The organism is Neisseria sp. P0006.S009 (assembly GCF_051962915.1).
GTDB classification, from domain to species: Bacteria; Pseudomonadota; Gammaproteobacteria; order Burkholderiales; family Neisseriaceae; genus Neisseria; species Neisseria subflava_E.
The window spans coordinates 47,353-74,281 of sequence record NZ_JBQCUV010000001.1 but is presented as its reverse complement, the minus strand read 5'-3'; the positions used below and the strand labels follow the sequence as shown (position 1 = coordinate 74,281).

Genomic DNA, 26,929 nt, shown 5'->3' with positions numbered 1-26,929 from the left:
ATTTTCCCCCTGACACAAGGACTGAATCATGGCCCAAGTTACTTTCCAAGGCTCACCTATTTCTACAAACGGCAATTTGCCTGCCATCGGCCAGGTTGCACCTGATTTCACATTGGTAGCAGCAGACCTATCTGAGAAATCATTGGCTGACTTTGCAGGCAAACGCAAAGTGCTGAATATTTTCCCCAGCATTGACACCGGCGTATGCGCCCAGTCCGTCCGCACTTTCAACAAACATGCCTCGTCTTTGGATAATACCGTTATTTTGTGCATTTCTGCCGATTTACCGTTTGCACAAGCCCGTTTCTGCGGCGCAGAAGGTTTGGAAAATGTAGTGACACTTTCCACATTCCGCAGCAGCTTTTCTAACGATTACGGTGTTACACTGACAGAAAGCCCATTACGCGGCCTGACTGCCCGCGCAGTGGTGGTTTTGAACGAGCAAAACCAAGTTCTCCACGCTGAGTTGGTTTCTGAAATTGCAAATGAGCCTGACTACGAAGCGGCTTTGGCTGTTTTGTAATTAACCAAATAAAATTAGGCCGTCTGAAAATTTTCAGACGGCCTGAGACCTTTAGCTTATCTTCAAAATAAAAACGGTAGCTTAAAAGCTACCGTTTTCTGTTTCAAGCCTTATACAGATTTATCTGTTTTGTCTGCTTCTACTGACTCAGTATTCTGAACCTCATTTTGCTCAACAGGTTCAACAGCTTCAGCAACAGGTGCTTCAGGCTCTTCTACTTTGTCATCGCGGACATTGTGGCTGTAATCCTTAGGTGGACTAGGCTGTTTACCGGCCATAATTTCCAAAACTTGGTCTCGATCGATGGTTTCCCAATCCATCAGTGCCTTGCACATGGTTTCCATCTTATCGCGATTTTCATCCAAGATTTTGTAAGCCACTTGGTATTGCTCATCCAAAATACGGCGGATTTCCGCATCGATATCTTGTTGGGTTTTCTCGGAAATATTTTGAGAACGGGTTACGCTGCGACCCAAGAATACCTCACCTTCGTTCTCAGCATAAACCATCACACCCATTTTGTCGCTCATACCATAACGCGTTACCATCTCGCGTGCCATTTGAGTTGCACGCTCGAAGTCGTTAGATGCGCCGGTAGAAATACGGCCAATAAAAATATCTTCAGCAATACGGCCACCAAACAAGATTGAGAGCTGGCTCAGCATTTGGTCTTTGTACATACTGATGCGGTCACGCTCAGGCAGTTGCCAAGTCAAACCCAATGCACGGCCACGAGGCATAATGGTTACCTTGTGAACCGGATCGGTAAACGGCAGGCTTTCCGCTACGATTGCATGACCGGCCTCATGATAGGCTGTCGCACGTTTTTCATCTTCGTGCATTACCATACTGCGACGCTCCGGACCCATGTAGATTTTGTCTTTAGCATCTTCAAAGTCGCTTTGATCGACTTTAACTTTATTACGACGACCGGCAAACAAAGCTGCTTCATTGACCAAGTTTGCCAAATCCGCACCTGAAAAACCAGGTGTACCGCGAGCTAAAGAAGTTAAATCTACGGATGCATCCAAAGGTACTTTTTTAGCGTGTACTTTCAAGATTTGCTCACGGCCACGGATATCAGGCAATGGAACAACGACTTGACGGTCAAAACGGCCCGGACGCTGCAACGCAGGGTCAAGTACATCAGGGCGGTTGGTTGCTGCAATCACAATAACGGTTTGATTACTTTCAAAACCATCCATTTCAACCAATAATTGGTTTAATGTTTGCTCACGCTCATCATTGCCACCGCCCAAACCGGCACCGCGCTGACGGCCGACAGCATCAATTTCATCGATAAAGATGATACATGGCGCGTTTTTCTTGGCCTGCTCGAACATATCGCGGACACGGCTCGCGCCGACACCGACAAACATTTCTACGAAGTCAGAACCTGAAATACTGAAGAATGGCACACCGGCCTCACCAGCAATCGCTTTGGCCAGTAATGTTTTACCTGTACCAGGGCTACCGGCCAACAAAATACCGCGCGGTACGCGACCACCCAGGCTTTGGTAACGGTTAGGCGATTTCAGGTAATCCACGATTTCTTGTACTTCTTCTTTTGCCTCATCACAACCGGCAACATCAGCAAAAGTCACTTTATTGGAATCTTTGTCCAACAAACGTGCACGGCTCTTACCAAAAGAGAATGCGCCGCCTTTACCGCCACCGCCGCTTTGCATGCGCATGAAGTAGAACCATGCACCAATCAACAACAAAACAGGCAGCAGGCTGTAAAACAGACTGGCCAGCATGCTTGGTTTTTCTTCCGGAGTCACTTTGACGCGTACTTTGTTGTCCAACAGTGTTTTAACCAAGTTGTCATCCAAAGGCGCATTGGTATAGAAGGCAGTTTTATCGGTGCGCTCACCTTTAATCAGATAGCCGCTGACAACAGATCCTTCAATATTGACATTGGATACTTCGCCACTATTAACTTGCTGAATAAATTGAGAATATTCGATTTGCTGTTTATCTTCCTGCTTATCGCTGAGCGCATTGAATGCTGCTAAAAGCATAGCACCACCCACTACCCAGACTAATATGTTTTTAATGGTATTCCCCACTGAACAGGCTCCATGGTTACAAAATAAATAAAATCAAGGGAAAGAATTTTAAAGCACCCACCCTACATTGTCAGCGTTTATTTTTACCTAATAGGTAAATCTCACTGGAACGATTGCGGGAAGCATCCGGCTTTCGAGTTTGTACACTGGCAAAAATTTCGCGCATAGCCGCCGTATACTCCTGATAACCCGCACCTTGAAACACCTTCACTAAAAAACTGCCTCCGGTTTTCAAATGTTGGGAGGCAAAATCTAAAGCCAGTTCACACAAATAAAAACTGCGTGCCTGGTCTGTTACGGCATTGCCTGACATATTGGGTGCCATATCGCAGATTACAAGGTCTAACGGACGATTATCCAATAAGGCTTCAAACTGCTCCAAAACAGCATCTTCCCTAAAGTCGCCCTGGATAAACGACACACCATCAATCGCATCCATCGGTAAAATATCCAAAGCGAACACTGCCCCTGTTTTACCGACCAGCTTGGCCGCTACCTGTGACCAACTTCCCGGCGCGCTACCCAAATCCGCCAAAACCGTACCTGGCTTGATTAATTTATCTTTTTGATTGATTTCCAATAATTTATAAGCCGCTCTGGCACGATATCCGTCCTTTTGTGCCATATGGACATAATGATCGTTGACGTGCTCATGCAGCCATGCTTTTGAAGATTTTGAGCGTACAGCCATCTTGATTTGAAATGCTTAAGTTAAAATCAGCATTGTACGTTATTTCCCCCGTAAATGTTCTAAATCGCGTACAATATAGCCATTATTCTTTTTAATTGGATACTTATTAATATGAGCGACAACAAATTAAGCACCAAAGAAATTTTGGCATTGAAAGCCCAAGCACACCACCTTCATCCCGTTGTTATTGTTGGCCAACAAGGTTTGACCGACTCCGTCATTAAAGAAACCGACGCCGCATTGACAGCACACGAATTGATTAAAGTCCGTGTTTTTGGCGATGACCGTGCAGAACGTATTGAAATTTGCAATACCCTGTGTGAAACACTGGGTGCTCAACTGGTGCAACATATTGGCAAATTACTTGTTTTGTGGCGTAAAAAACCGGACGATAAATAATTTAAAGTGAATAAACAGCAGAAGTATTTTCTCAACCCACTTTATCACATGCCTCTGTTGTATTTATGCAGCATAAGACAAATTATTCCATTATTCTAAGTATAAAAATACAAATACGGTTGCCTGTTTTTGTAAATAACCTCAAAATTACAAAATCATAACGGCCGCACCCTGTCGGCCGATTATTTTATTCTTAATCCTTCACAAAATATAAAAGCAAACCGATGAATGCTCAACAATATGAAGAATCTTTTCTTCTGGCAGAAAAATTAATCACTCAAGACCCACCTGACTTTGCACGGGCCATCCCATTGCTCTGCGAAGCAGCAGAAGCCGGGCATGTTGAGGCTGCATTTCAGCTGGCAGGATGCCTGATCGAACACCACGAAAATGCACAAGATTTGGCAATTGCAGTTGAATATTTAAAGCAAGCTGCAAGAGCTGGTCATCCATACGCCCGCTATAATCTTCTCCAATTACAAGAAAATAATGGAATAGAAGTAGAAAAGCTCATCGCAGCCTATCAAGAGCTTGCCGAAGAAGGATTGGCTCCTGCCCAACTGCGCCTGATGCGTTTATATGCAGACAATGGCAATGACCAAGAAGCAGTCAAATGGGCACTGAAAGCTGCCGAACAACAAAATCCTCAGGCACAATACTTCTTAGCCCAGCATTACCAATATTCCAGCTCTCCTGATTTGGAATATTCCCATAAACTTTATCAGCAATCCGCTGCACAGGGATTTATTGCGGCACACTGGCAACTCGGCCTTCAATACAAATTGGGGCAAGGTGTTGCACAAAACCCTGAAAAAGCAATCGAACATTTGCGTATTGCCGCTGATTACGACATTGTTCCAGCGCAAACTTCTCTTGCAGAACTCTTAGCCGTATCAAATCCTGCTGAAGCATTGGAATGGTTTGAAAAAGCTGCCGAACAAGGTGACAGCAATGCGCATGTAGCACTTGCCGAAATCTATCTTCTGGGTAAAAACACCGAACGAGACCCTCAAAAGGCCTATCAGCATGCTAAATTGGCTGCAGATCAAAATGACCCGGAAGGATTGCGTCTTTTAGGCGATATCCATCGCTACGGATTGGGACGAGCAGTTGATGCAGACACCGCGCGTCAATATTATCAACGCTCGGCTGATTTAGGTAATCTTGTCGCTTACCAAAAACTTCTGTCTGACAGCGCATTGAATAACCAGCAAAACTATCAGCTGACGAAAGAAATCGCCCTCCAACGTCAGGAAGCTGAACGTCTTTACAAGCTGGCATTTGCAGCGCACTATGGCTTAAAACGCCAACAAAATTATGCTGAAGCACTGGAGCTATACCTTCAGTCTGCAGAACGAGGACACAGTAAATCACAAACCAATCTTGGCATGATGTATTACAGCGGACAAGGTGTACCTGTCGATTATGCCCAAGCGGCGAAATGGTTTGAGGCAGCAGCCAAACAAAGGGATACAATGGCTCAATATAATCTTGCCTGTCTGTATTACCACGGCCTGGGTGTAGAGAAAGACATCAATAATGCATGTTTTTGGCTGCAAGAAGCCATCCAACATGGACATGAGCAGCAAGATGTTCTCAAAGAGCTTTTAGCTCAATGGAAGCAATTTGCTCAAAAATCCTCTGCAGTTTAAAGGCCGTCTGAAATTCTCAGACTACTAACAAATGACATGCCAGCTATTCAACCAGCCTGTGCATGTCATTTTTTAATTTTCCCTTCCTCAATCATCGTCCTCTTAAAATTTCACTCTTTCTTAACCTCTTCCAAAATCTTCAGACGGCCCATTCGCTTGTAAAAAATAACACGGTCTGAATTTTCTTTTTCAAACTCAAAGTTTAAATTTAATTTTCGATTTTAGACAAATTTTGAAAATTAATTTTCGTATTTGATTTTTTTCATCCAAACAACAGAGACTTTTACCGTGTCTGTTTAATATTCTAATTTTAAAACCATCATAAGGGCACTTTTAAAAATTATCAATTCAACCTCTACCCTCCTATTAATATCAACAGCGCGATTTGCCAGTTTGCCCAATTACTGATAGCATTTGCAGGTTAGCCAGTTTGCAAAAAATTTTAATTTTTCAGAATTTTCATTGCCTCATATAACGTATTGAAAATATTTAAATAATTAAAATTTTTTCGAATTTGACTCTTGGAATTTTCGTTTATAAGCCGTATTTATTCACAAACGAAAATATCGGAGTAATACTCCGTCATTGAAAAACACTCAACACAAGGATAGATATTATGTCCACCCAATTACACGATGTTGACCCAATTGAAACCAAAGAATGGTTAGACGCGTTAAGCTCTGTTTTAGAATATGAAGGCAGCGAACGCGCCCAGTATCTGCTGGAAAGTTTGGTCAAATACAGCCGTGACAAAGGCATCCGTATGCCTCATGGCACCACTACTCCATACTTGAACACCGTTTCCGTTGAAGACGAAAAAGGCATCCCCGGCGACCAAAACATCGAACACCGTATCCGTGCATTCGTTCGTTGGAACGCTGCCGCTATCGTTTTGCGCGCAGGTAAAAAAGATTTGGAATTGGGTGGACACATTGCATCTTTCCAATCAGCCGCCACTATGTACGAAGTCGGCTTCAACCACTTCTGGAAAGCTAAAGGTGAAGGCGAAGAAGGCGATTTGGTATTCTTCCAAGGCCACGTTGCCCCTGGTATCTACGCACGCGCTTTCGTTGAAGGCCGTCTGACTGAAGACCAATTGAACAACTTCCGTCAAGAAGTTGCCGGTCATGGTCTGCCTTCCTATCCTCACCCTCACCTGTTGCCTGACTTCTGGCAATTCCCAACCGTATCTATGGGTCTTGGCCCATTGATGGCGATTTACCAAGCCCGTTTCCTGAAATACTTGGAATCTCGCGGCCTGGCTAAAACCAAAGGCCGTAAAGTATGGGTATTCTGTGGCGACGGCGAAATGGATGAACCTGAAAGCCAAGGTGCTATTGCTCTGGCTTCACGCGAAGGCTTGGATAACCTGGTATTCGTCATCAACTGTAACCTGCAACGTTTGGACGGTCCAGTACGCGGTAACGGCAAAATCATTCAAGAGCTGGAAGGCAACTTTGCCGGCGCCGGCTGGAATGTTGTGAAAGTCATCTGGGGTCGTCGTTGGGACCGCCTCTTGGCAAAAGACAAAGATGGCATCCTGCGCAAACGTATGGAAGAGTGCTTGGACGGTGACTACCAAACTTACAAATCCAAAGACGGTGCATACGTTCGCGAACACTTCTTCAATACGCCTGAACTGAAAGCATTGGTCGCCGATATGACTGATGAACAAATTTGGGCATTGAACCGCGGCGGCCATGATCCTCAAAAAGTGTACAACGCTTACGACCGCGCAGTGAACCACGCTGACGGCAAACCTACTGTCATTTTGGCTAAAACCATTAAAGGTTACGGCATGGGCGCATCCGGCGAAGGTCAAAACGTTGCCCACCAAGCCAAGAAAATGGACAAAGCTTCTCTGAAACAATTCCGTGATCGCTTTGACATTCCTGTTACCGACGAGCAAATCGACAGTGGCAACCTGCCTTACCTGACTTTTGCTCCCGACAGCGAAGAATACAAATACCTGCATGCACGCCGTGAAGCTTTGGGTGGCTACCTGCCTCAACGCAAACCTACCCAAGAAGTTCTGGAAGTGCCTGAGTTGTCAGCATTTGAGACTCAACTGAAATCCAGCGGTGACCGTGAATTCTCAACCACCATGGCTTTCGTCCGCATCCTGTCTACTTTGCTGAAAGACAAAAAAATCGGCAAACGCGTGGTGCCTATCGTTCCAGATGAAAGCCGTACGTTCGGTATGGAAGGTATGTTCCGTCAATACGGTATTTGGAACCCTAAAGGCCAACAATACACTCCTCAAGATAAAGACCAACTGATGTTCTATAAAGAGTCTGTTGACGGTCAAATCTTGCAAGAAGGTATTAACGAACCAGGTGCCATGGCTGACTGGATTGCTGCTGCGACCAGCTACGCAAACAACGACTTTGCCATGATTCCTTTCTACATCTACTACTCTATGTTTGGCTTCCAACGCGTTGGTGACTTGGCATGGGCAGCAGGCGATATGCATGCACGCGGTTTTCTGCTGGGTGGTACAGCCGGCCGTACAACACTGAATGGCGAAGGTTTGCAACACGAAGACGGCCACAGCCACATTCAAGCAGACTTGATTCCAAACTGTGTAACTTACGATCCGACATTCCAATATGAAGTAGCCGTTATCGTACACGATGGCTTGCGCCGCATGTATGTTAACCACGAAGATGTGTTCTACTACATCACCCTGATGAATGAAAACTACACCCATCCGGACATGCCTGAAGGCGTAGAACAAGACATCCTGAAAGGTATGTACTTGCTGAAAGCCGGCGGCAAAGGCGATAAAAAAGTCCAATTGATGGGTTCCGGTACCATCCTGCAAGAAGTAATTGCCGGTGCCGAATTGTTGAAAGCCGACTTCGGCGTAGAAGCAGACATTTGGTCTTGCCCATCTTTCAACCTGTTGCATCGCGACGCTATCGAAGCAGAACGTTTCAACCGCCTGAATCCTTTGGAAACTGCAAAAGTACCGTTTGTTACTTCTCAACTTCAAGGTCATGACGGTCCGGTTATTGCCGCTACCGACTACATCCGCAGCTATGCCGACCGTATCCGCGCCTACATCCCTAACGACTACCACGTCTTGGGTACCGATGGCTTCGGTCGTTCCGACAGCCGTGCCAACCTTCGTAGCTTCTTCGAAGTTGACCGCTACAACGTTGCCGTTGCTGCATTGAGCGCTCTGGCCGAACAGGGCAAAGTCAGCAAAGAAACCGTTCAACAAGCCATTGAAAAATATGGTATCAAAGCCGATGCAGCTCCTAGCTGGAAACGCTAATTGATGTTTCAGACGGCCTGTTTGCTTCATGCCAACATTAGGCCGTCTGAAAACCGAATGCTTGAAAGGTTTGAACAGACAAACTGTACCGATGCCGTGTGAAACAGTTTTCAGACGGCATCAAACTGAAAATATTAAAGGAACTCAAATGAGTATCGTAGAAATCAAAGTCCCTGATATCGGCGGTCATGAAAACGTCGACATCATCGCCGTAGAAGTCAAAGTAGGCGACACTATTGCCGTTGACGACACCCTGATTACATTGGAAACCGACAAAGCCACTATGGATGTACCTGCTGATGCAGCCGGCGTCGTGAAAGAAGTTAAAGTTAAAGTTGGCGATAAAATCTCTGAAGGCGGCGTTATTCTGACCGTTGAAACCAGTGCTGCCGCTACTGATGCCGCTCCTGCCCCTGCAGCAGAAGCTCCTGCTGCTCCAGCTGCTGCGCCTGCCGCAGCCCCTGCAGGCGGTGCAACTGTAAAAGTTGTTGTACCTGATATCGGCGGTCACTCTGACGTAGACGTTATTGCCGTTGAAATTAAAGTTGGCGACACTGTTGCCGTTGATGACACCCTGATTACTTTGGAAACCGACAAAGCCACTATGGACGTACCATGTACAGAAGCCGGTGTGGTTAAAGCCGTATTTGTAAAAGTTGGCGACAAAGTATCTGAAGGTTCTGCCATTATCGAAGTAGAAACCGCCGGTTCCGCCGCAGCTGCTCCTGTCGCTCAAGCTGCCGCATCTGCACCAGCCGCTGCTCCAGCTCCTGCTGCCGCTCTCGCACCAGCCGCTGCACCTGCACCTTCTGCACCTGCAGCTGCCAAAATCGACGAAGCTGCATTTGCCAAAGCTCATGCCGGTCCTTCCGCACGCAAACTGGCACGCGAATTGGGCGTAGATCTGGGTCAAGTCAAAGGTACCGGTCTGAAAGGCCGTATCATGGGCGAAGACGTTAAAGCCTTCGTTAAATCCGTTATGCAAAGCGGTGTAGGCAAACCTGCCGCTGCCTCTTTGGGCGGTGGTCTGGACTTGTTGCCATGGCCTAAAGTTGACTTCTCTAAATTCGGCAGCGTCGAAGTTAAAGAACTGTCTCGCATTAAGAAAATCTCCGGTCAAAACCTGTCTCGCAACTGGGTTGTGATTCCTCACGTTACCGTACACGAAGAAGCGGACATGACCGAATTGGAAGAATTCCGCAAACAACTGAACAAAGAATGGGAACGTGAAGGCGTGAAATTGTCCCCATTGGCGTTCATCATTAAAGCCTCTGTTGCTGCGCTGAAAGCCTTCCCTGAATTCAATGCCTCTTTGGATGGCGACAACTTGGTGCTGAAAAACTACTTCAACATCGGTTTCGCAGCAGACACGCCAAACGGCTTGGTTGTTCCAGTAATCAAAGACGTAGATCAAAAAGGCTTGAAACAAATCAGCCAAGAGCTGACCGAATTGTCTAAAAAAGCCCGCGAAGGCAAGCTCAAACCACAAGAAATGCAAGGCGCATGCTTTACTATTTCCAGCTTGGGCGGTATCGGCGGTACAGGTTTCACACCAATCGTGAATGCTCCTGAAGTTGCTATCTTGGGCGTGTGCAAATCCCAAATCAAACCGGTTTGGAACGGCAAAGAATTTGCTCCTCGCCTGATGTGCCCGTTGAGCCTGTCCTTTGACCACCGTGTCATCGACGGTGCCGCCGGTATGCGCTTCACCGTATTCCTGGCTAACCTGTTGAAAGACTTCCGCCGCATTACCCTGTAATCCGAGCATTTTCAGACGGCCTATATAGAAAGGCCGTCTGAAAAAAGAAGTCCGAACATCATTCAGAAAGATTAGACATGAGCTTAGTTGAATTGAAAGTGCCCGACATTGGCGGTCACGAAAATGTAGATATTATTGCGGTTGAAGTAAATGTGGGCGATACCATTGCTGTGGACGATACCCTGATTACTTTGGAAACCGATAAAGCCACTATGGACGTACCTGCCGAAGTTGCAGGCGTAGTCAAAGAAGTAAAAGTTAAAGTGGGCGACAAAATCTCTGAAGGCGGTTTGATTGTTGTCGTTGAGGCCGAAGGTGCAGCTGCTGCCCCTAAAGCCGAAGCGCCTGCCGCTCCTGTACAAGAAGCACCTAAAGCAGCCCCTCCTGCTCCTCAAGCTGCTCAATTTGGCGGTTCTGCCGATGCCGAATACGACGTAGTTGTATTGGGTGGCGGCCCTGGCGGTTATTCTGCTGCATTTGCCGCTGCTGACGAAGGCTTGAAAGTTGCCATCGTTGAACGTTACAAAACTTTGGGCGGCGTTTGCTTGAACGTCGGCTGTATCCCTTCCAAAGCCCTGTTGCACAACGCTGCCGTTATCGATGAAGTACGTCACTTGGCTGCCAACGGTATCAAATACCCTGAGCCTGAACTCGATATCGACATGCTGCGTGGCTACAAAGACGGCGTGGTTTCCCGCCTGACCACCGGCTTGGCCGGTATGGCGAAAGGCCGTAAAGTGGACGTTATCCAAGGTGATGGCCAATTCTTGGATCCTCACCACTTGGAAGTGTCGCTAACTACTGGCGACGTGTACGAGCAAGCGACTCCTACCGGCGAGAAAAAAATCGTTGCCTTCAAAAACTGTATCATTGCAGCAGGTAGCCGCGTAACCAAACTACCTTTCATTCCTGAAGATCCACGCATCATCGATTCCAGCGGTGCACTGGCTCTGAAAGAAGTACCAGGCAAACTGTTGATCATCGGCGGCGGGATTATCGGTCTCGAAATGGGTACGGTTTACAGCACGCTGGGTTCTCGCCTCGACGTCGTTGAAATGATGGACGGCCTGATGCAAGGCGCAGACCGCGACTTGGTTAAAGTATGGCAAAAACAAAACGAATACCGTTTTGACAACATCATGATCAACACCAAAACTGTTGCTGTCGAGCCTAAAGAAGACGGTGTTTACGTTACCTTCGAAGGTGCAAATGCGCCTAAAGAGCCACAACGTTACGATGCCGTACTGGTTGCCGCCGGTCGTGCGCCTAACGGCAAACTGATCAGCGCTGAAAAAGCAGGCGTTGCCGTAACCGACCGCGGCTTTATCGAAGTCGACAAACAAATGCGTACCAACGTGCCGCACATCTACGCTATCGGCGATATCGTCGGTCAGCCTATGCTGGCACACAAAGCCGTTCACGAAGGCCACGTTGCCGCTGAAAACTGTGCCGGCCACAAAGCCTACTTCGACGCACGCGTTATTCCGGGCGTTGCCTACACTTCTCCTGAAGTGGCATGGGTTGGCGAAACCGAGTTGTCTGCCAAAGCTTCCGGCCGCAAAATTACCAAAGCCAACTTCCCATGGGCTGCTTCCGGCCGTGCGATTGCCAACGGTTGCGACAATGGTTTCACCAAGCTGATTTTTGATGCTGAAACCGGCCGCATCATCGGCGGCGGTATCGTTGGTCCTAACGGCGGCGATATGATCGGCGAAGTCTGCTTGGCGATTGAAATGGGCTGTGATGCAGCCGATATCGGTAAAACCATCCACCCACACCCAACCCTGGGCGAATCCATCGGTATGGCTGCGGAAGTGGCATTAGGCGTATGTACCGACCTACCTGCTCAGAAAAAGAAATAAGTTCACTCAAATAAAATTTGAACGAACTTGATGGAACAAAGGCCGTCTGAATGTTTCAGACGGCCTTTTCTCAAATAAGGAGAATTAATATGAAAAAAATCGAAGCCATTATCAAACCTTTCAAACTCGACGATGTGCGCGAAGTCTTGACCGAAATCGGCATTACCGGCATGACTGTCAGCGAAGTCAAAGGTTTCGGCCGCCAAAAAGGCCATACGGAAATTTATCGCGGCGCGGAATACGCAGTCGATTTTCTGCCTAAAGTAAAAATCGAATTAGTATTGGCTGACGATAAAGTCGATCAGGCTGTGGATGCCATTTTAGAAACCGCGCATTCCGGCAAAATCGGTGACGGTAAAATCTTTATTTATCCGGTTGAAGAAGCCATCCGTATTCGTACCGGAGAACGCTCAGAAGCAGCACTTTAATAGAAATCGTAAAACACAGGATATAAATGCCGTCTGAAAAAAGTCATGACTTGTTTTAATCAAGACTTATTTCTCAGACGGCATTATTTTAATAACAACAACCATCCATTTTCTAAAGTCTATCCAAATAAACCAGTTACCGAAAACCTCACGCCATCAAGTATGGAGGAATTCAAGGCAATGCTTCACCTGACCTTCGTGAACAACTTTACCGTATCAAATAACTCTTTCCAAAGCAGGGCTAACCCCAATCCCATACTTGCAAAACCTCAATGCCCTCCTTTTAAAATCAAATTCCTCGTATTTGTTTCCTATTCTTATTGTTGTCTAACTTTTCAGACGACCCCTTTCTTTATCCAAACTCCGTTATAATGACGGCTTTAAAATTAATTTATCCAAAGACAGTCTTATCATGAAACACATCCACATTATCGGTATCGGCGGCACATTTATGGGCGGCGTAGCGGCTATTGCCAAAGAAGCAGGTTTTAAAGTCAGCGGTTGCGACGCAAAGATGTATCCGCCGATGAGTACCCAGCTTGAAGCCTTGGGCATAGACGTACACGAAGGTTTTGATGCCGCTCAATTGGACAAATTTAAAGCCGATATTTACGTTATCGGTAATGTTGCCAAACGCGGCATGGATGTGATTGAAGCCATTTTGAACAAAGGCCTGCCTTATACTTCCGGCCCGCAATGGCTGGCTGAAAACGTATTGCACCAGCACTGGGTACTCGGCGTAGCCGGAACACACGGCAAAACGACCACAGCCTCCATGCTGGCCTGGGTCTTAGAATATGCCGGACTCGCGCCGGGCTTCCTAATTGGCGGCGTACCGGAAAACTTCAGCGTTTCCGCCCGTCTGCCGCAAACTCCGCACCAAGACCCGAACAGCAAATCGCCGTTTTTCGTTATCGAAGCCGATGAATACGATACTGCCTTTTTCGACAAACGCTCCAAATTCGTACACTACCGTCCGCGTACCGCCATTTTGAACAATTTAGAATTCGACCACGCCGACATTTTTGCCGATTTGGGCGCCATTCAAACCCAATTCCATCATTTGGTACGCACCGTGCCGTCTGAAGGCTTAATCGTCTGCAACGGCCAGCAGCAAAGCCTGCAAGATACTCTGGATAAAGGCTGCTGGACGCCCGTAGAAAAATTTGGTACCGAACAAGGCTGGCAGGTTGGTACCGTCCATGCCGACGGCTCGTTCGACGTACGCCATCACGGCGAAACAGTCGGACACGTCGCGTGGGAACTGATGGGCGAACACAACCGTATGAACGCCCTCGCCGTTATCTCCGCTGCACGTCATGCCGGCGTCGATATTCAGACGGCCTGCGAAGCTTTAAGTGCATTTAAAAACGTCAAACGCCGTATGGAAATCAAAGGCACGGTAAACGGCATCACTGTTTACGATGACTTTGCCCACCACCCGACCGCCATCGAAACCACTATCGAAGGTCTGCGCCAGCGCGTCGGTAACGCACGCATCCTCGCCGTCCTCGAGCCGCGTTCCAACACCATGAAACTCGGCACCATGAAAGCCGCTCTACCCGCAAGTTTAAATGATGCAGACCAAGTATTCTGCTACGCCGGCGGCGTGGACTGGGATGTTGCCGAAGCCCTCGCGCCTTTAGGCAGCAAGCTGCACGTCGGCAAAGACTTCGATGCCTTTGTTGCCGAAATCGTGAAAAATGCCGAAGCAGGCGATCATATTTTGGTCATGAGCAACGGCGGTTTCGGCGGAATACACGGAAAGCTGTTAGAAGCATTGAAATAATGCCTTCCCCAATAACTAAGGCCGTCTGAAAAGTTTTCAGACGGCCTTTTATCATGTACCAATTTAAAATCTATATTTACGAAAAATGTTTTGGTAATACCCAAATAACACTCATCTATTATTTACCCGTACATACTTGCTCAAGACCATTTTTCCATTATGCATTGCCAACCCACTCAAAAATCTGATAATAATGCAGACAACATCTAAGCCGTGCATATATCATGAAACACAAAATAGCCTTTAAGCCCATAGTTCTCAGTATTGCGCTTTCTATCCTTCTGATTACAACAGTTGTATTTTTTGCTCGTCATCACAATTCTATCCTAAGTATTAATACCGATTTCCTACAACAAAAAATTACCGAACCCAAAGGACCATCACCGCAAATCGTACAATCTGCGCGCAACCAAATCGGCAAAACCCTTCGTTACGACCCAGCTTACACGAAGCTCACTTATCCGATGGGAGATGTGCCGATATCAAAAGGCGTTTGCACAGACGTCATTATCCGTGCCTTGCGCGACCAAAATATAGATTTGCAAGATCTTGTTCATCAAGACATGAGCCGCAACTTTTCCGTCTATCCGAAACGCTGGGGTTTGAAACAACCTGATACCAATATTGACCACCGCCGCGTACCTAACCTAATGACTTATTTCACGCGTCAAGGCTGGGCAGTTCAAGATACAAACTATCAAGCTGGCGATATTGTAACTTGGGAACTGAAAGGCAACCGTCCCCATATCGGTATCGTCTCCGATCGAAAAATCGGAGACAGGCCCCTGATTATCCATAATATCGGTTCAGGAACCCGTGAAGACGATGTCCTCTACCGCTACACCATTACCGGACATTTCAGACTTCCCGTTCAATAAATCCTGGTGCTAAGCTCTAAATACCTAGTTTTGCATCTGAAAAGCCATAGAGCAATAAAAAAGGCCGTCTGAAACAGTTTCAGATGGCCTTTTACTTACCTAACCCTCTTTATTTAACCGCAACCGCCGCATTTGCCGCAGCCGCTGCTGCAGTCGCGTTTTTTCGGTTTGAACACGAATTTTCGCAAAAGGAAGAATACGCAGGCGAGCATAATCAAGCCGACGATAATATATTGAGTCATGACGATAGTATCCTTGAAGAAATTTGGTAAACCACGAATGCGGCAAAATAAGCCATCAGGAACAAATAGCCTGTAATCATAAGCATATTTTTCGTGGATTTGGTTTCGCGTTTAATTACGGCCAAAGTTGCGGCACACATCGGAGCATACACATACCAAGCCAAGAAGGCAAAGGCAGTCGGCAAGCCCCAGTTGTTGTGTATGATAGGAATCAGTGCGTTTTGTACTGCATCTTCAGACGATGCGCTGACGGCGTAAACAGTACCCAAAGCGGCAACGACCACTTCGCGCGCGGCAATACCCGGAATCATGGCGATACACATTTCCCAAGTAAAGCCTAAAGGTGCAAAAAACGGCTGAATAGCATGACCAAGCGTACCTGCCAAGCTGTAATCGATGGCGGCACCGGTTGCGCCTTCAGGCGGTTGCGGCCAGCTTACCAAGCCCCACAGAACCACGGCCAACGCAAAAATGATGGTACCCGCGCGTTTCAGGAAGGCTTTTACCCTATCCCACAAGCTGGTCATGATGTGTTTGAAGTTAGGCGTACGGAAAGTCGGCAATTCCATCAAAAGTGGGAATTGTTGCACATTGCCTTTCATCCGCGCCAAGCGTTTCATGATATACGCTGCCAATGCGGCCGACAGAATGCCTACGATATAAAGAATAAACAATGTCAGGCCTTGCAGGTTGAAAATCCCACCCACTGTACGGTCAGGAATAACAGCGGCGATAATCAGCGCATACACTGGCAAACGTGCGGAACAAGTCAGCAACGGCGCAACCGCGATGGTAACAAGGCGTTCGCGCGGGTCGTTAATGGTACGCGCCGACATCACGGCAGGAACGGCACAGGCAAAGCTGGACAAAAGGGGAATAAACGAACGGCCGGACAAACCGCTTTTTGCCATGATGTTATCCAGCAGGAAGGCTGCACGCGGCAGATAGCCTGAGTCTTCCAATAGCAGGATAAAGGCAAACAAAATCGTAATCTGAGGCAGGAACACCAACACGCTGCCCAAACCGGCAATGACGCCGTTGACCAGCAAATCGTTGAGGATGCCCGGTTCCATGTTCGCGCCTATCCATTCTCCCAGTGCGGTAAAACCGCCTTCAATGGCGTCCATAATCGGTGCTGCCCAAGTGTATACCGCTTGGAACACCATAAACAGGATCACCAGCAGCATAATCATGCCCCAGACGGGGTGCAGCACGATGTCGTCGAGTTTTTTGTGCCATGCGGGCAGCGTCATCTGGGTGCGTACCACTTGTGCCAAAATCGATTCGACTTCTTGATAAAGTTTGTCGCTATCCAGCGCATCGAGCGTGCGTTCGGCAGAGGTGGGGTTTGCGGGGAAAGAGCGTTTGCGCGGCAGCTTCGCCACGGCTTCGCGTACAGCCTGTACGCCCGACGCGCTCACTGCAACTGTTTCCAAAACAGGTGCATCCAACAACTCGCTCAGTTTGGCCGCGTCGATATTCAAGCCCCTTTTGCGGGCCACGTCGCTCAAATTCAGCGACACCACCATAGGCAGTCCCAGCGTTTTCAGTTCCAAAATCATGCGCAGGGTCATACGCAGGTTGGTCGCGTCGGCAACGGCAATAATGGCATCGGGCGGAATGCCCATCTTGCCTACCATTACATCTTTCGCCACCGCTTCGTCGGGGCTGGTCGTGCGTAGGCTGTATGTGCCCGGCAGGTCGATAATGCGGACGGCCTCGTCGTCGAGGAAGGCGCCCTCGCGCTTATCGACAGTTACGCCCGGATAATTGGCAACCTTGGCATGTGAGCCGGTCAAACCGTTAAACAAAACGGTTTTGCCGCAGTTTGGCGCGCCAATCAAGGCAAAATAGCTTAGTTCCATCATTTTTCCTTATTCTTTCAGACGGCCTTAAACGGCCTCAACGATACGACACATAATCTTCCCGGCCTCTTCCAAACGCAGGGAAAATTGAGATTGGTTACCCAAACGTACCGCAAACGGGCCTCTCCCAAAACCACCCACTGCAATCACTTGCAACGGCATTCCGCTGGAAAAACCCAAATCTGCAAGGCGACGGGTTACCAAGGTATCCAAATCACCAAAAACAGGATTGGAAACGATGGAATCAATATGTACGACTGCGCCTTTTTTCAGGCGCGACAAAGGAATGGTAGACATAAGCCTCTCTTTTCATTTGTTTTAAAAAATCAGATTATTAGAAATGTGAGAAGTGCTGACGAATGTGTGGCACATTTGAAAGATTGGTTATGAATGGCTATTTGCCCCTTCTTTCGATAAGTGCGGTTTGTTTTGAATACTGTGTTTCCGTTAATGATAAGGTATATCAATATAAAAATCAAATGTAACAAGATAAACTAAAAAGGCTGAAATCCTTTTATCATTAGAATTTCAGCCTTTTTATGCACTCAACAAACTAAAGGCCGTCTGAAAACTTTCAGACGGCCTTCAAAATAAAAAACCGAATCAAATCGGTTTTTTATTCCCATTCAGGGAAAGACTCTAAATTACAGAGCGTCTTTCAATGCTTTACCGGCACGGAATTTAGGAGTTTTAGCGGCAGCAATAGTCAAAGGCTCGCCAGTTTTAGGGTTGCGGCCTTGACGTTCGGCACGCTCGCCGACGTAGAAAGTACCGAAACCGACCAGAGTAACAGTGTCGCCGTTTTTCAACGCGTTGGTTACGGCATTAGTAGTAGCATCCAAAGCTTTTTGCGCAGCAGATTTGGAAATGCCGGCTTCTTGAGCAATTGCTTCGATCAATTCAGACTTGTTCACAATTAGTCCCTTCCTATCGTAAAAAATGATGAAATGCCCGAATACTCGGGGCTTAAGCACTTTTAAAGCACATACGCACTTTATAGCAATTCTCAAATTATCATGTCAAGTAAAAGATGTGGAATTGCCCTATTTTTGTGGCATTCAGGGCAAAACCACATTTTTTGCAACATCAGACGGCCAACTTAATGCTTGGTTGCTTTTGTTCTTGACTTCGTCTTAGAAGTTTGCGGGGTCTCGGCAACCGCCAATTCAGCCGCCCATTGCTCAGGCTGAGTTTCCAAGCCCAAAGCCAACACTTCATCAATCCATTTGACCGGATGAATGGTCAGACCGGTTTTGACATTTTCAGGGATTTCTTCCAAATCTTTGACGTTGTCTTTTGGAATCAATACATGCTTGATCCCGCCGCGCAAAGCAGCCAGCAGTTTTTCTTTCAAACCGCCGATAGGCAAAACTTCGCCACGCAAAGTGATTTCGCCGGTCATCGCCACGTCTGCACGCACCGGAATTTTGGTGAAGGCAGAAACCATCGCCAAAGTCATGGCGATACCTGCGCTCGGACCGTCTTTTGGCGTCGCACCTTCAGGCACATGGACGTGAATATCTTTCTTCTCGTAAAAATCAGGAGCCAAACCCACTGATTCAGCACGAGAACGGACAACCGACCATGCGGCCGATACCGATTCTTTCATCACATCGCCCAGTTGGCCGGTGCATTGAATCGTACCTTTGCCCGGCAAAGCTACTGCCTCAACAGTCAACAACTCGCCACCGACTTCGGTCCAAGCCAAACCGGTTACCTGACCGATGCGGTTTTCGCTTTCGGCCACACCATAGTCGAAACGGCGCACGCCCAGATAGTCATGCAGATTTTTCTCAGTAACTTTAATCGCTTTAGGCTTGGCCTTGCTTACTGTTTTGGATTTGGACGCTTTTTTCTTGTCCTCATTCAAAGTAACCTGCATTACCACTTTGCGGCAGATTTTGGCAATTTCGCGATCCAACGAGCGGACACCGGCCTCACGGGTGTAGTAACGGATAATATCGCGCACGGCACTTTCATCAACCACCAGCTCACCCTCTTTCACACCATTACGCTTCATTTGTTTCGGCACAAGGTATTGCATGGCAATATTGATTTTTTCATCTTCCGTATAACCGGACAGACGGATAATTTCCATACGGTCAAGCAGCGGAGTCGGGATATTCAAGCTGTTTGAAGTGGCAATAAACATCACATCGCTCAAATCATAATCGACTTCGGCATAATGGTCAGCGAACTTGTTGTTTTGCTCAGGATCCAGCACCTCAAGCAAAGCACTGGCAGGATCACCACGGAAATCGCTGCCCATCTTGTCGATTTCATCAAGCAGGAACAATGGGTTTTTCACACCCGCTTTCGCCATATTTTGCAAGATTTTGCCCGGCATAGAGCCGATATAGGTACGGCGGTGGCCGCGGATTTCGCTTTCATCACGCACGCCGCCCAACGCCATACGCACATATTGACGGCCTGTGGCTTTGGCAATCGACTCACCCAAGGAAGTTTTACCCACCCCCGGAGGGCCAACCAGACATAAAATCGGGCCTTTGAGCTTGTCCATACGTTTTTGAACGGCCAAATATTCCAAAATGCGCTCTTTAACTTTTTCCAAACCATAGTGGTCGGCATTCAAAATCAAATCAGCCTTGGCAATATCTTTGCTGACACGGGATTTTTTCTTCCACGGCAACTCAAGCAAAGTATCGATGTAGTTGCGCACGACGGTAGATTCCGCAGACATCGGCGGCATCATTTTCAGTTTTTTCAATTCAGACAGACATTTTTCTTCAGCCTCTTTGCTCATGCCTGCTTCTTTGATTTTGTTTTCCAGCGCATCCAGCTCGTCGCGCTCGTCTTCTTCGCCCAATTCTTTCTGAATCGCTTTTACTTGCTCATTCAAGTAATACTCACGTTGGGATTTTTCCATTTGACGTTTCACACGGCCACGGATGCGTTTCTCGACCTGCATGATATCGAGTTCGGCTTCCAACTGCGCCAGCAGAAATTCCAAACGGTCAACAATGCCGGCAGTCTCCAGTACATATTGACGCTGCTCTAATTTCAGCTGCAAATGCGCGGCAATAGTATCGGCAAGACGGCTGTTGTCATCGATACTGCTGATGGTACTGATAACTTCGGCAGGGATTTTTTTGTTCAATTTCGCATATTGCTCAAATTGAGTCAGCAAGGTACGGCGCAAGGCTTCAATTTCGGGATTGTCCTTGTCGCTGTTTTCATCAATCGCCTCCACATGGGATAAAAACAGTCCGCCTGTTTCGTCAACCGTCAATGCGCGCGCACGACGGATACCTTCTACCAACACTTTAACGGTGCCGTCAGGCAGCTTCAAAACCTGCAAAACTTGGGCAACCGTACCAGTTTGGTGCAAATCTTCAGCTTTAGGGTCTTCTGTATTAGGGTCAAGCTGGGCCAACAGGAAAACCGGATCATCATTAGCCATTGCCGCCTCAAGGGCTGCAATCGATTTAGGACGACCGACGAACAGCGGCAATACCATATGCGGATACACCACGACATCGCGTAAAGGCAAGGTAGCCAGCGCACTGTATTCCTCGAAATATTTGTCTTTTGTCGGCATAGTTAGAAATCTCAATCATTGTTAAATCAGAATGTAGCTCAAAATTGGGCTGAAGCGCTCCATTTCAAGACTTGAAAACAGCTTATCCGCACCTATTTTCTAAAACATCATTTTTAATAGCCCGATATGGACGTTTACGATAAAATATATCGGATTTTGGGCCGTCTGAAAACTTTTCAGACGGCCCTGGCTAACCAAAAAAGGTAGTAAACCATGACAGACTCAACCGAAAAAAAATCATTAATTGAATTCCCTTGCACCTTTCCTGTAAAAGTCATGGGCGTGGTTCATCCGGAATTTGAATCCGCCATCTTGGAAACCGTGCGCAAACACGCTCCCGATACCGAGCCGCACCACATTACTACGCGCCCAAGCAGCAAAGGCAACTATACCGGCGCGACTGTCCATGTAAATGTTGAAAATCAAGAGCAGCTCGACAATATCTACCGCGACCTGACTTCACACGAATTGGTAAAAGTGGTGCTGTAATGAAAATCGTGCACAAAGGCTTGGTCGATTACCTGCCGACTTTCGAAGCCATGAAGGCATTTAATGCCTCGCGTGACGAAAATACCGAAGACGAATTATGGGTGGTCGAACATCCGCCCGTATTCACTCAAGGCTTGGCCGGTAAGCCCGAACACCTCCTCATCCGCGACGATATTCCCGTTGTCCAAATTGACAGAGGAGGTCAAATTACCTACCACGGTCCTGGCCAATTGGTCGTTTATACGATGATCAATTTCAAACGCCGTAAGACCAGTGTGCGCCATATCGTTTCCGCACTTGAAAACAGCATCATCGCCACCTTGGCAGAATACGGCATCGAAGCAGCCGCCGACCCCAAACGTCCCGGCGTTTATGTCGGCGAGCGTAAAATCGCTTCCCTGGGCCTGCGTATCAAAGACGGCTCCGTTTACCACGGCTTGGCGCTTAACGTGAACATGGATTTAAGTCCGTTTACCCATATCAACCCCTGCGGTTATGCCGGTATGGAAATGACCCAAATTGCCGACTTTGTCTCTCCGGCACCCGGCTTGGCAGAAGTTTCAGACAAACTGACCAAGCATTTACAGAAAGAGCTGGCATAAGGCCGTCTGAAAATATTCGACCCCAACACCATCTTTTAACTGCCCCTCTGAACCCACAAGCCCTTAGTTCATAAAGACTACAATAAGCTTTTCAGACGGCCTTTATAACGACAGAAAGAACACATCACCATGAGTGAAGAAGTAAAAAACGACCCAAAACGCGGCATCAAACTGAAAGGCGCAGATAAAACTGCACGCATTCCGATTAAAGTTGTTCCATTGGAACAAAAATTGAAAAAGCCCGAATGGATCCGCGCCAAATTACCGGGCAAGAAATTCTTTGAAATCAAAAACATTCTTCGCGAACAAAAAATGCATACCGTGTGCGAAGAAGCATCTTGTCCAAATATCAGCGAATGCTTTACCAAGGGTACGGCCACATTCATGATTATGGGCGATATTTGTACCCGACGCTGCCCATTCTGTGACGTTGGCCATGGCCGCCCCAACATGTTGGATCCTGACGAGCCTAAACACTTGGCCGAATCCGTCAAGTCCATGAACCTGCGCTATGTCGTGATCACTTCCGTCGACCGTGACGACCTGCGTGATGGCGGCGCACAACATTTCGCCGACTGCATCAAAGCCATCCGCGAAACCAGCCCGAATACCAAAATCGAAATCCTTGTTCCCGATTTCCGCGGCCGTCTGGACATCGCACTGGAAATCTTGGCAGAAACACCGCCCGATGTGATGAACCACAACTTGGAAACCCATCCAAGCCTGTATAAAAAAGCCCGTCCGGGTGCCAACTACCAACACTCCCTCGAGCTTCTGCGCCGCTACAAAGAAATGATGCCACATATCCCGACCAAATCCGGCATCATGGTCGGCTTGGGCGAAACAGACGAGGACGTGCGCGAAATCATGCGCGATATGCGTGCCAACAATATCGAAATGATTACCATCGGCCAATATCTGCAACCTTCAGACGGCCACCTGCCCGTCTTGCGCTATGTAACGCCCGACCAATTCAAAGTTTTTGAAAAAGAAGCATATGAATTGGGCTTTACCAATGCCGCCATCGGCGCAATGGTTCGCTCCAGCTACCATGCAGACGAGCAAGCAGCAGAAGCTTTGCGTGAAACCCACGGCGGGTGTAGCCACCACTAAGACGTAGTAAATAGTTAATACCTTGATAAAACAGCCTTTTCCTATCAATAGCCCAAAACTTTGTTTGAGTGCCGGCTATTGATAGGAAAAGGCTGTTTTATCAAGGTATCAGCATTTTATCTATACTCGATGAACCTATCATTATAAACAAGTGTGTCTACAAAACAATAATTTCCCATCAAAGGCTTCTTAAAAATGCCTTCTCCTAACGATAAAGAAATGTCCAAAATGATTAATATGTTGATTCACTAGTTTATTCGTGTAAAATAAAAAGCCATCTGCACCAGTCTTCGGACTATCCTCTCTATTCTAATAGGACAACCTAATGAAACCGATGACCGTATTATTGACTGCAACCCTGCTTTCAATTTCCAGCATAAGTGCTTGTAGTAATTCGGAGAACAGTATGAGTATTCAACAAGAGACAGAAGCCAAATTTCATTTAAATCCTCAGCCTAAACAGGCATACCGCCTCAAAATTAAAATTAATGATGCTCCAGGCCCCTTAAAACTCATGGGAAAGATGGGTGTTGGCTATAAAGCTGAGGATTGTACATACATTATCAATAAAATTGAAGGAGCTCCCGCCCATCCTGAAAAAAATGTACAGTTTGATATCCATCAAATCAATGAGTTTGAATATGAATCCATTGTATATGCAGATGCTGTTTTAAATGAAGACTACTTTGGCGACGGAGTTTGTCATTGGAACCCTGAAGGATTTGGTTTTTCACTATCAGCAACGGGTAAACCGGAAGAAACTAGATTCAATTTTAGCGATATATTGGAAAAGCTACTGAGTAAAAAAACACTGACACAATATTACTGGAAATGGACATATCCCTTTTCAAAAAAAGAAGATGGTACTCTTTATACTGATTCTGTTCATTATGGCATAGTGTCACCTGAACTGTATGATGCAGAAAAACATAAAGAAATGTTCAGTATTACTGTCTCTCTGGAGGAAATTCAACCATGAGTAAAATTACTAGACAACAACATGCCGATTTGGCTGTAGATGCTTATATCACACGCTCCGTTACCAAAGGAAATGAAACTATTAGAATCGGAGGTAATGAATATAAAGTGGCTGCTGTATGGAATAATCCGAAAACTGGATATTATGGTGCTGTATATCAAGATGTCCGTACCAATGACTTTATCGCTGCCCATAGAGGAACCGCGATCAGTCTTAAGGATTTGAGTGATGGGTATACAGACTTAAAAATGGTTACCCGAAGTATGAATAATCAATCAGCCGATGCAGAAAAACTAACACGCATGGCTATTTCAAAAGCAGAAGAATTTCATAGTAAAAACCCATATCTACCCAAACCTTCTGTTACTCATACCGGACACTCACTCGGTGGGACACACGTTCAAATTCAAACATACCGCTTTGGCCATGAAGGAGTAACCTTTAATGCATATGGCGCTGTCCGTATGCATGGTGTACGACAGGGTAATGGTGATGTGATCAATTACGTTAAAGCCGCAGATGCCGTCTCTTCTGCTAATCCGCATTACGGCAAAGTTATCATTCTAGCCGAACAAGACGACCTTGCCCCATTAAAAAAATCTGGCTATAACAATAAAAGCAATACGTCTGCTTACCATGCGGTGACTGCAGCAGCAAGATCATATAAAGCTCACTCATCTGATCATTTTGTGGGTAAAGATTCGATCCTTTCTGAACATAATTACACTCGTGCTCGCCAACTAGCGGAAGCAAATAAATTTATGATTTCAGACTATCGAGGTGATGTAGCTACCGCAAAAACTTTATTTGCTGCAGCCAGTTTTGCGAATGCCAATCTTTTCGAAAAAATGAAAATCATACGTAACATGACAGAAAAATTTGATAGAGATCAGGAAAAGATTAAGGAGTTTATTAATAGTGCGCCTACTCCAAAATCTATATTCGATAGTCGGTCAATGCATCTTATGCAAGATAAGGGTAAACATCCTCATAGCGATAAAACTATTTATGCTGATGCAAATAAACTTGATCTTAGCAAACCTTTAGCTTCAAATGCTTCCTCTAAAGAATTCCGTGAATACGGTTTTGCAGCATTATTAGCAGACGACAAAACAATGCAACATTCGCTAGACAGTCTACTTGCTTCCAACATTAATCGAGGTTTACAACAAAATACGGAAAAAATGTTTCAGGAGCAGGAAAGTATGAGATTGGCTGAAGAGCAATCAAGGGCTTCAGGTATATCCCGAAGCTAAGGAAAGCATATGGATCTGGACCAAAAAATTGATTATCTGACTGATAATATTATTGCTTTAGCTGGGCAAACAGAAAAGCGGGCAAAAAATGCTGAACTATTAATTTCACAAGCATTCCAAGAATTGAATACAGCAACTACCGATTTGAACCGCTCAGCAGATACAATTAAGCAAACAGCCGCAGAAGAAGTACATCGTGGTTTAAATCAGTCAGTAGATAAATTTACCGAAAGGATGGAGACAAGTGGAAGATGGTTGCTCGAAAATTCTCGTGAAATTGAAAAACAGCAGCAGCAATCAGCTAAAAATTTAAAATATTTGGTAATAGCATCAATCACTCTATTTTGCCTAACTGCTCTATTATGTTTAGGTACAATAGTTTATTCTATTCAACTGGCTAATACCCAGATAAAACGTATAGAATGGGTTGAGGAAATTAATAAAGCTATTGATAATGGTAAACTGATGCGATGTGGAGAGGATGGAGGTATTTGCACCAGAATAAAAGGTAAGTCAATCCGATTGGATCAATAAGTCTATGCCTGGGCAAAAACTCTACCCAACAGCTGAGATCCAAATACAGGATTTCAGCTGTTTTTGTTCCAAATCTCCCCTTTATTTCCCCTTTTCCTCCTTGAATATTCGATAATTGGACATTCGGATCACCTTCTAGGCTACTTAGTCTGAAAAATCAGTAGGCTATTTTTCAGACGACCTTTATTTGGTCAAAATTACTATACAAGATTTTTTTAGATTTTCAAAAAATAAACCTTAGTCAGGCTCTAAAGAAAACTAAAAATTCAATCCACCGATATTTATAATGAATTGAGAAAAAAATGGGATTTATCCTTTTCCTCCTAATGGGTCTATGCTTAGTTGCAGCTGTCATTGCCTTTATCAGGCTTGCTGGATTCTACTCTAAGAAGCAGCTTGAAAAACAAGTTATTTTCTATGGTGTATTACTATCCATATTCCTACAGACCTTTATTTTTTTGAAATACGTCCGCATAAAAGAATATTGGGCATTTGATCCACTATTTACACAAATGAATTATCTATTTTTTAAACCATTTGTGCTTTCAATAGTTATCGTTCCTCTTGAGTTTGAGAAACTGTCCAAATTAAGCAAAATCGTCCTATCCGGCGTGATATGCGGTGCTGCTTTTTACTACTTGGCGTTCCCACCTTTCATGACATTACTGTATTTCATTATTGCTGTGGCTTTGGCTTTTACAAAAACTCAATATGCTCAATTTTTAAATAAGATTATTCTGATAAGCATCGTATCTTCATTAATACTGTCGTTCGTTACCATGCCGTTGCTTGAAAACGTATTGGAAGCCTTAAGTATCAGACGATATTATTAAAAACAAACCATAAATTTCAAAATTGCATAATTTGAAATTCAGTAACTTAGATTTCAATTAATCTATTAATAACTATACATTTTTCCGTATCAAGGCCGTCTGAAATATAATGATTGAGCCAATC

Annotated in this window: 23 protein-coding genes; 16 read left to right on the top strand and 7 right to left on the bottom strand. The window is 46.0% G+C overall.

The window, feature by feature from the left end; all coding sequences use genetic code 11:
- The first annotated feature begins 28 nt into the window (after positions 1–28).
- Positions 29–523, top strand: coding sequence for a thiol peroxidase (tpx, locus tag ACTHTK_RS00340; RefSeq protein ID WP_107723208.1), 495 nt, complete (start codon positions 29–31; stop codon positions 521–523).
- Between the two features lie 110 nt (positions 524–633).
- Here the strand turns inward: tpx and ftsH are convergent, their stop codons facing one another.
- Together ftsH and ACTHTK_RS00330 are read right to left on the bottom strand one after the other, a co-directional pair.
- A complete protein-coding gene (ftsH, locus tag ACTHTK_RS00335; protein ID WP_107723207.1) occupies positions 634–2,595 on the bottom strand; it encodes an ATP-dependent zinc metalloprotease FtsH in 1,962 nt (653 codons plus the stop codon).
- Positions 2,596–2,665: 70 nt separating this feature from the next.
- Entirely contained in the window at positions 2,666–3,286 is a 621-nt protein-coding gene (locus tag ACTHTK_RS00330) for an RlmE family RNA methyltransferase (RefSeq protein ID WP_107723206.1), read from the bottom strand.
- Between the two features lie 111 nt (positions 3,287–3,397).
- Here ACTHTK_RS00330 and yhbY point away from each other — a divergent pair, with 111 nt between their 5' ends.
- The 8 genes from yhbY to ACTHTK_RS00290 all read left to right on the top strand — a co-directional run bounded on the left by yhbY (position 3,398) and on the right by ACTHTK_RS00290 (position 15,333).
- Positions 3,398–3,685: a ribosome assembly RNA-binding protein YhbY gene (yhbY, locus tag ACTHTK_RS00325; RefSeq protein WP_107723205.1), complete on the top strand. Its 288-nt coding sequence runs from the start codon at positions 3,398–3,400 to the stop codon at positions 3,683–3,685.
- 224 nt (positions 3,686–3,909) lie between these two features.
- A complete protein-coding gene (locus tag ACTHTK_RS00320) occupies positions 3,910–5,337 on the top strand; it encodes a tetratricopeptide repeat protein (RefSeq protein ID WP_107723204.1) in 1,428 nt (475 codons plus the stop codon).
- Between the two features lie 616 nt (positions 5,338–5,953).
- Positions 5,954–8,617, top strand: a complete 2,664-nt coding sequence (gene aceE, locus ACTHTK_RS00315; RefSeq protein ID WP_107723203.1) for a pyruvate dehydrogenase (acetyl-transferring), homodimeric type — start codon at positions 5,954–5,956, stop codon at positions 8,615–8,617.
- Between the two features lie 148 nt (positions 8,618–8,765).
- Positions 8,766–10,376 (top strand): dihydrolipoyllysine-residue acetyltransferase, encoded by a 1,611-nt coding sequence (gene aceF / locus ACTHTK_RS00310; protein WP_107723202.1) that lies wholly within the window; start codon positions 8,766–8,768, stop codon positions 10,374–10,376.
- Between the two features lie 77 nt (positions 10,377–10,453).
- Positions 10,454–12,238, top strand: a complete 1,785-nt coding sequence (gene lpdA, locus ACTHTK_RS00305; RefSeq protein ID WP_440378213.1) for a dihydrolipoyl dehydrogenase — start codon at positions 10,454–10,456, stop codon at positions 12,236–12,238.
- An 89-nt stretch (positions 12,239–12,327) separates the two neighbouring features.
- Positions 12,328–12,666 carry a P-II family nitrogen regulator gene (locus ACTHTK_RS00300; protein WP_063069030.1) on the top strand — a complete coding sequence of 113 codons (339 nt, stop codon included), beginning with the start codon at positions 12,328–12,330 and terminating at the stop codon, positions 12,664–12,666.
- A 412-nt stretch (positions 12,667–13,078) separates the two neighbouring features.
- Positions 13,079–14,455 carry a UDP-N-acetylmuramate:L-alanyl-gamma-D-glutamyl-meso-diaminopimelate ligase gene (mpl, locus tag ACTHTK_RS00295; protein ID WP_440378212.1) on the top strand — a complete coding sequence of 459 codons (1,377 nt, stop codon included), beginning with the start codon at positions 13,079–13,081 and terminating at the stop codon, positions 14,453–14,455.
- Positions 14,456–14,679: 224 nt separating this feature from the next.
- Positions 14,680–15,333: a DUF1287 domain-containing protein gene (locus ACTHTK_RS00290; protein ID WP_440366427.1), complete on the top strand. Its 654-nt coding sequence runs from the start codon at positions 14,680–14,682 to the stop codon at positions 15,331–15,333.
- A gap of 113 nt (positions 15,334–15,446) precedes the next feature.
- Here the strand turns inward: ACTHTK_RS00290 and ACTHTK_RS00285 are convergent, their stop codons facing one another.
- From ACTHTK_RS00285 to lon, 5 genes are all read right to left on the bottom strand, one after another.
- Positions 15,447–15,575: a FeoB-associated Cys-rich membrane protein gene (locus ACTHTK_RS00285; protein WP_003683546.1), complete on the bottom strand. Its 129-nt coding sequence runs from the start codon at positions 15,573–15,575 to the stop codon at positions 15,447–15,449.
- Complete coding sequence (gene feoB / locus ACTHTK_RS00280) at positions 15,572–17,440, bottom strand: ferrous iron transporter B (RefSeq protein WP_049333813.1); 1,869 nt, start codon at positions 17,438–17,440, stop codon at positions 15,572–15,574. Before feoB ends, ACTHTK_RS00285 begins: the two co-directional genes overlap by 4 nt.
- 27 nt (positions 17,441–17,467) lie before the next feature.
- Positions 17,468–17,737 carry a FeoA family protein gene (locus ACTHTK_RS00275; RefSeq protein WP_049344802.1) on the bottom strand — a complete coding sequence of 90 codons (270 nt, stop codon included), beginning with the start codon at positions 17,735–17,737 and terminating at the stop codon, positions 17,468–17,470.
- A 347-nt stretch (positions 17,738–18,084) separates the two neighbouring features.
- The gene (locus ACTHTK_RS00270; RefSeq protein WP_003683413.1) at positions 18,085–18,354 is read right to left on the bottom strand and encodes an HU family DNA-binding protein; all 270 of its coding nucleotides are present in this window, start codon (positions 18,352–18,354) and stop codon (positions 18,085–18,087) included.
- 185 nt (positions 18,355–18,539) lie between these two features.
- Positions 18,540–20,999, bottom strand: coding sequence for an endopeptidase La (gene lon, locus ACTHTK_RS00265; protein WP_070587696.1), 2,460 nt, complete (start codon positions 20,997–20,999; stop codon positions 18,540–18,542).
- 213 nt (positions 21,000–21,212) lie between these two features.
- On the opposite strand from lon, the gene ACTHTK_RS00260 reads away from it, so the two are divergent.
- The 7 genes from ACTHTK_RS00260 (at position 21,213) to ACTHTK_RS00230 (ending at position 26,805) form a co-directional block, all read left to right on the top strand.
- A complete protein-coding gene (locus tag ACTHTK_RS00260; protein WP_004519710.1) occupies positions 21,213–21,488 on the top strand; it encodes an HP0495 family protein in 276 nt (91 codons plus the stop codon).
- A complete protein-coding gene (gene lipB / locus ACTHTK_RS00255; RefSeq protein WP_004519711.1) occupies positions 21,488–22,090 on the top strand; it encodes a lipoyl(octanoyl) transferase LipB in 603 nt (200 codons plus the stop codon). The genes ACTHTK_RS00260 and lipB overlap by 1 nt, the downstream gene beginning before the upstream one ends.
- A 129-nt stretch (positions 22,091–22,219) precedes the next feature.
- Entirely contained in the window at positions 22,220–23,203 is a 984-nt protein-coding gene (gene lipA, locus ACTHTK_RS00250; RefSeq protein ID WP_003683323.1) for a lipoyl synthase, read from the top strand.
- A 325-nt stretch (positions 23,204–23,528) separates the two neighbouring features.
- The gene (locus ACTHTK_RS00245) at positions 23,529–24,182 is read left to right on the top strand and encodes a hypothetical protein (protein WP_107723198.1); all 654 of its coding nucleotides are present in this window, start codon (positions 23,529–23,531) and stop codon (positions 24,180–24,182) included.
- On the top strand, positions 24,179–25,438 hold the full coding sequence (locus ACTHTK_RS00240; protein ID WP_107723197.1) for a lipase: 1,260 nt from the start codon (positions 24,179–24,181) through the stop codon (positions 25,436–25,438). The genes ACTHTK_RS00245 and ACTHTK_RS00240 overlap by 4 nt, the downstream gene beginning before the upstream one ends.
- Before the next feature lie 9 nt (positions 25,439–25,447).
- Positions 25,448–25,972, top strand: a complete 525-nt coding sequence (locus ACTHTK_RS00235) for a hypothetical protein (protein ID WP_107723196.1) — start codon at positions 25,448–25,450, stop codon at positions 25,970–25,972.
- A 302-nt stretch (positions 25,973–26,274) separates the two neighbouring features.
- Positions 26,275–26,805 (top strand): hypothetical protein, encoded by a 531-nt coding sequence (locus ACTHTK_RS00230; protein ID WP_107723195.1) that lies wholly within the window; start codon positions 26,275–26,277, stop codon positions 26,803–26,805.
- Positions 26,806–26,929 lie beyond the last annotated feature (124 nt).

Coding starts and splice junctions, on each gene's coding strand:
- ACTHTK_RS00330 (WP_107723206.1), bottom strand. CDS start 3,286: ATGGCTGTACGCTCAAAATCTTCAAAAGCATGGCTGCATGAGCACGTC.
- ACTHTK_RS00300 (WP_063069030.1), top strand. CDS start 12,328: ATGAAAAAAATCGAAGCCATTATCAAACCTTTCAAACTCGACGATGTG.
- mpl (WP_440378212.1), top strand. CDS start 13,079: ATGAAACACATCCACATTATCGGTATCGGCGGCACATTTATGGGCGGC.
- ACTHTK_RS00245 (WP_107723198.1), top strand. CDS start 23,529: ATGAAACCGATGACCGTATTATTGACTGCAACCCTGCTTTCAATTTCC.
- lipA (WP_003683323.1), top strand. CDS start 22,220: ATGAGTGAAGAAGTAAAAAACGACCCAAAACGCGGCATCAAACTGAAA.
- ACTHTK_RS00320 (WP_107723204.1), top strand. CDS start 3,910: ATGAATGCTCAACAATATGAAGAATCTTTTCTTCTGGCAGAAAAATTA.
- ACTHTK_RS00285 (WP_003683546.1), bottom strand. CDS start 15,575: ATGACTCAATATATTATCGTCGGCTTGATTATGCTCGCCTGCGTATTC.
- lpdA (WP_440378213.1), top strand. CDS start 10,454: ATGAGCTTAGTTGAATTGAAAGTGCCCGACATTGGCGGTCACGAAAAT.
- yhbY (WP_107723205.1), top strand. CDS start 3,398: ATGAGCGACAACAAATTAAGCACCAAAGAAATTTTGGCATTGAAAGCC.
- ACTHTK_RS00275 (WP_049344802.1), bottom strand. CDS start 17,737: ATGTCTACCATTCCTTTGTCGCGCCTGAAAAAAGGCGCAGTCGTACAT.
- ACTHTK_RS00260 (WP_004519710.1), top strand. CDS start 21,213: ATGACAGACTCAACCGAAAAAAAATCATTAATTGAATTCCCTTGCACC.
- ACTHTK_RS00235 (WP_107723196.1), top strand. CDS start 25,448: ATGGATCTGGACCAAAAAATTGATTATCTGACTGATAATATTATTGCT.
- aceE (WP_107723203.1), top strand. CDS start 5,954: ATGTCCACCCAATTACACGATGTTGACCCAATTGAAACCAAAGAATGG.
- ACTHTK_RS00230 (WP_107723195.1), top strand. CDS start 26,275: ATGGGATTTATCCTTTTCCTCCTAATGGGTCTATGCTTAGTTGCAGCT.
- ACTHTK_RS00290 (WP_440366427.1), top strand. CDS start 14,680: ATGAAACACAAAATAGCCTTTAAGCCCATAGTTCTCAGTATTGCGCTT.
- lon (WP_070587696.1), bottom strand. CDS start 20,999: ATGCCGACAAAAGACAAATATTTCGAGGAATACAGTGCGCTGGCTACC.
- feoB (WP_049333813.1), bottom strand. CDS start 17,440: ATGGAACTAAGCTATTTTGCCTTGATTGGCGCGCCAAACTGCGGCAAA.
- tpx (WP_107723208.1), top strand. CDS start 29: ATGGCCCAAGTTACTTTCCAAGGCTCACCTATTTCTACAAACGGCAAT.
- aceF (WP_107723202.1), top strand. CDS start 8,766: ATGAGTATCGTAGAAATCAAAGTCCCTGATATCGGCGGTCATGAAAAC.
- ACTHTK_RS00240 (WP_107723197.1), top strand. CDS start 24,179: ATGAGTAAAATTACTAGACAACAACATGCCGATTTGGCTGTAGATGCT.
- lipB (WP_004519711.1), top strand. CDS start 21,488: ATGAAAATCGTGCACAAAGGCTTGGTCGATTACCTGCCGACTTTCGAA.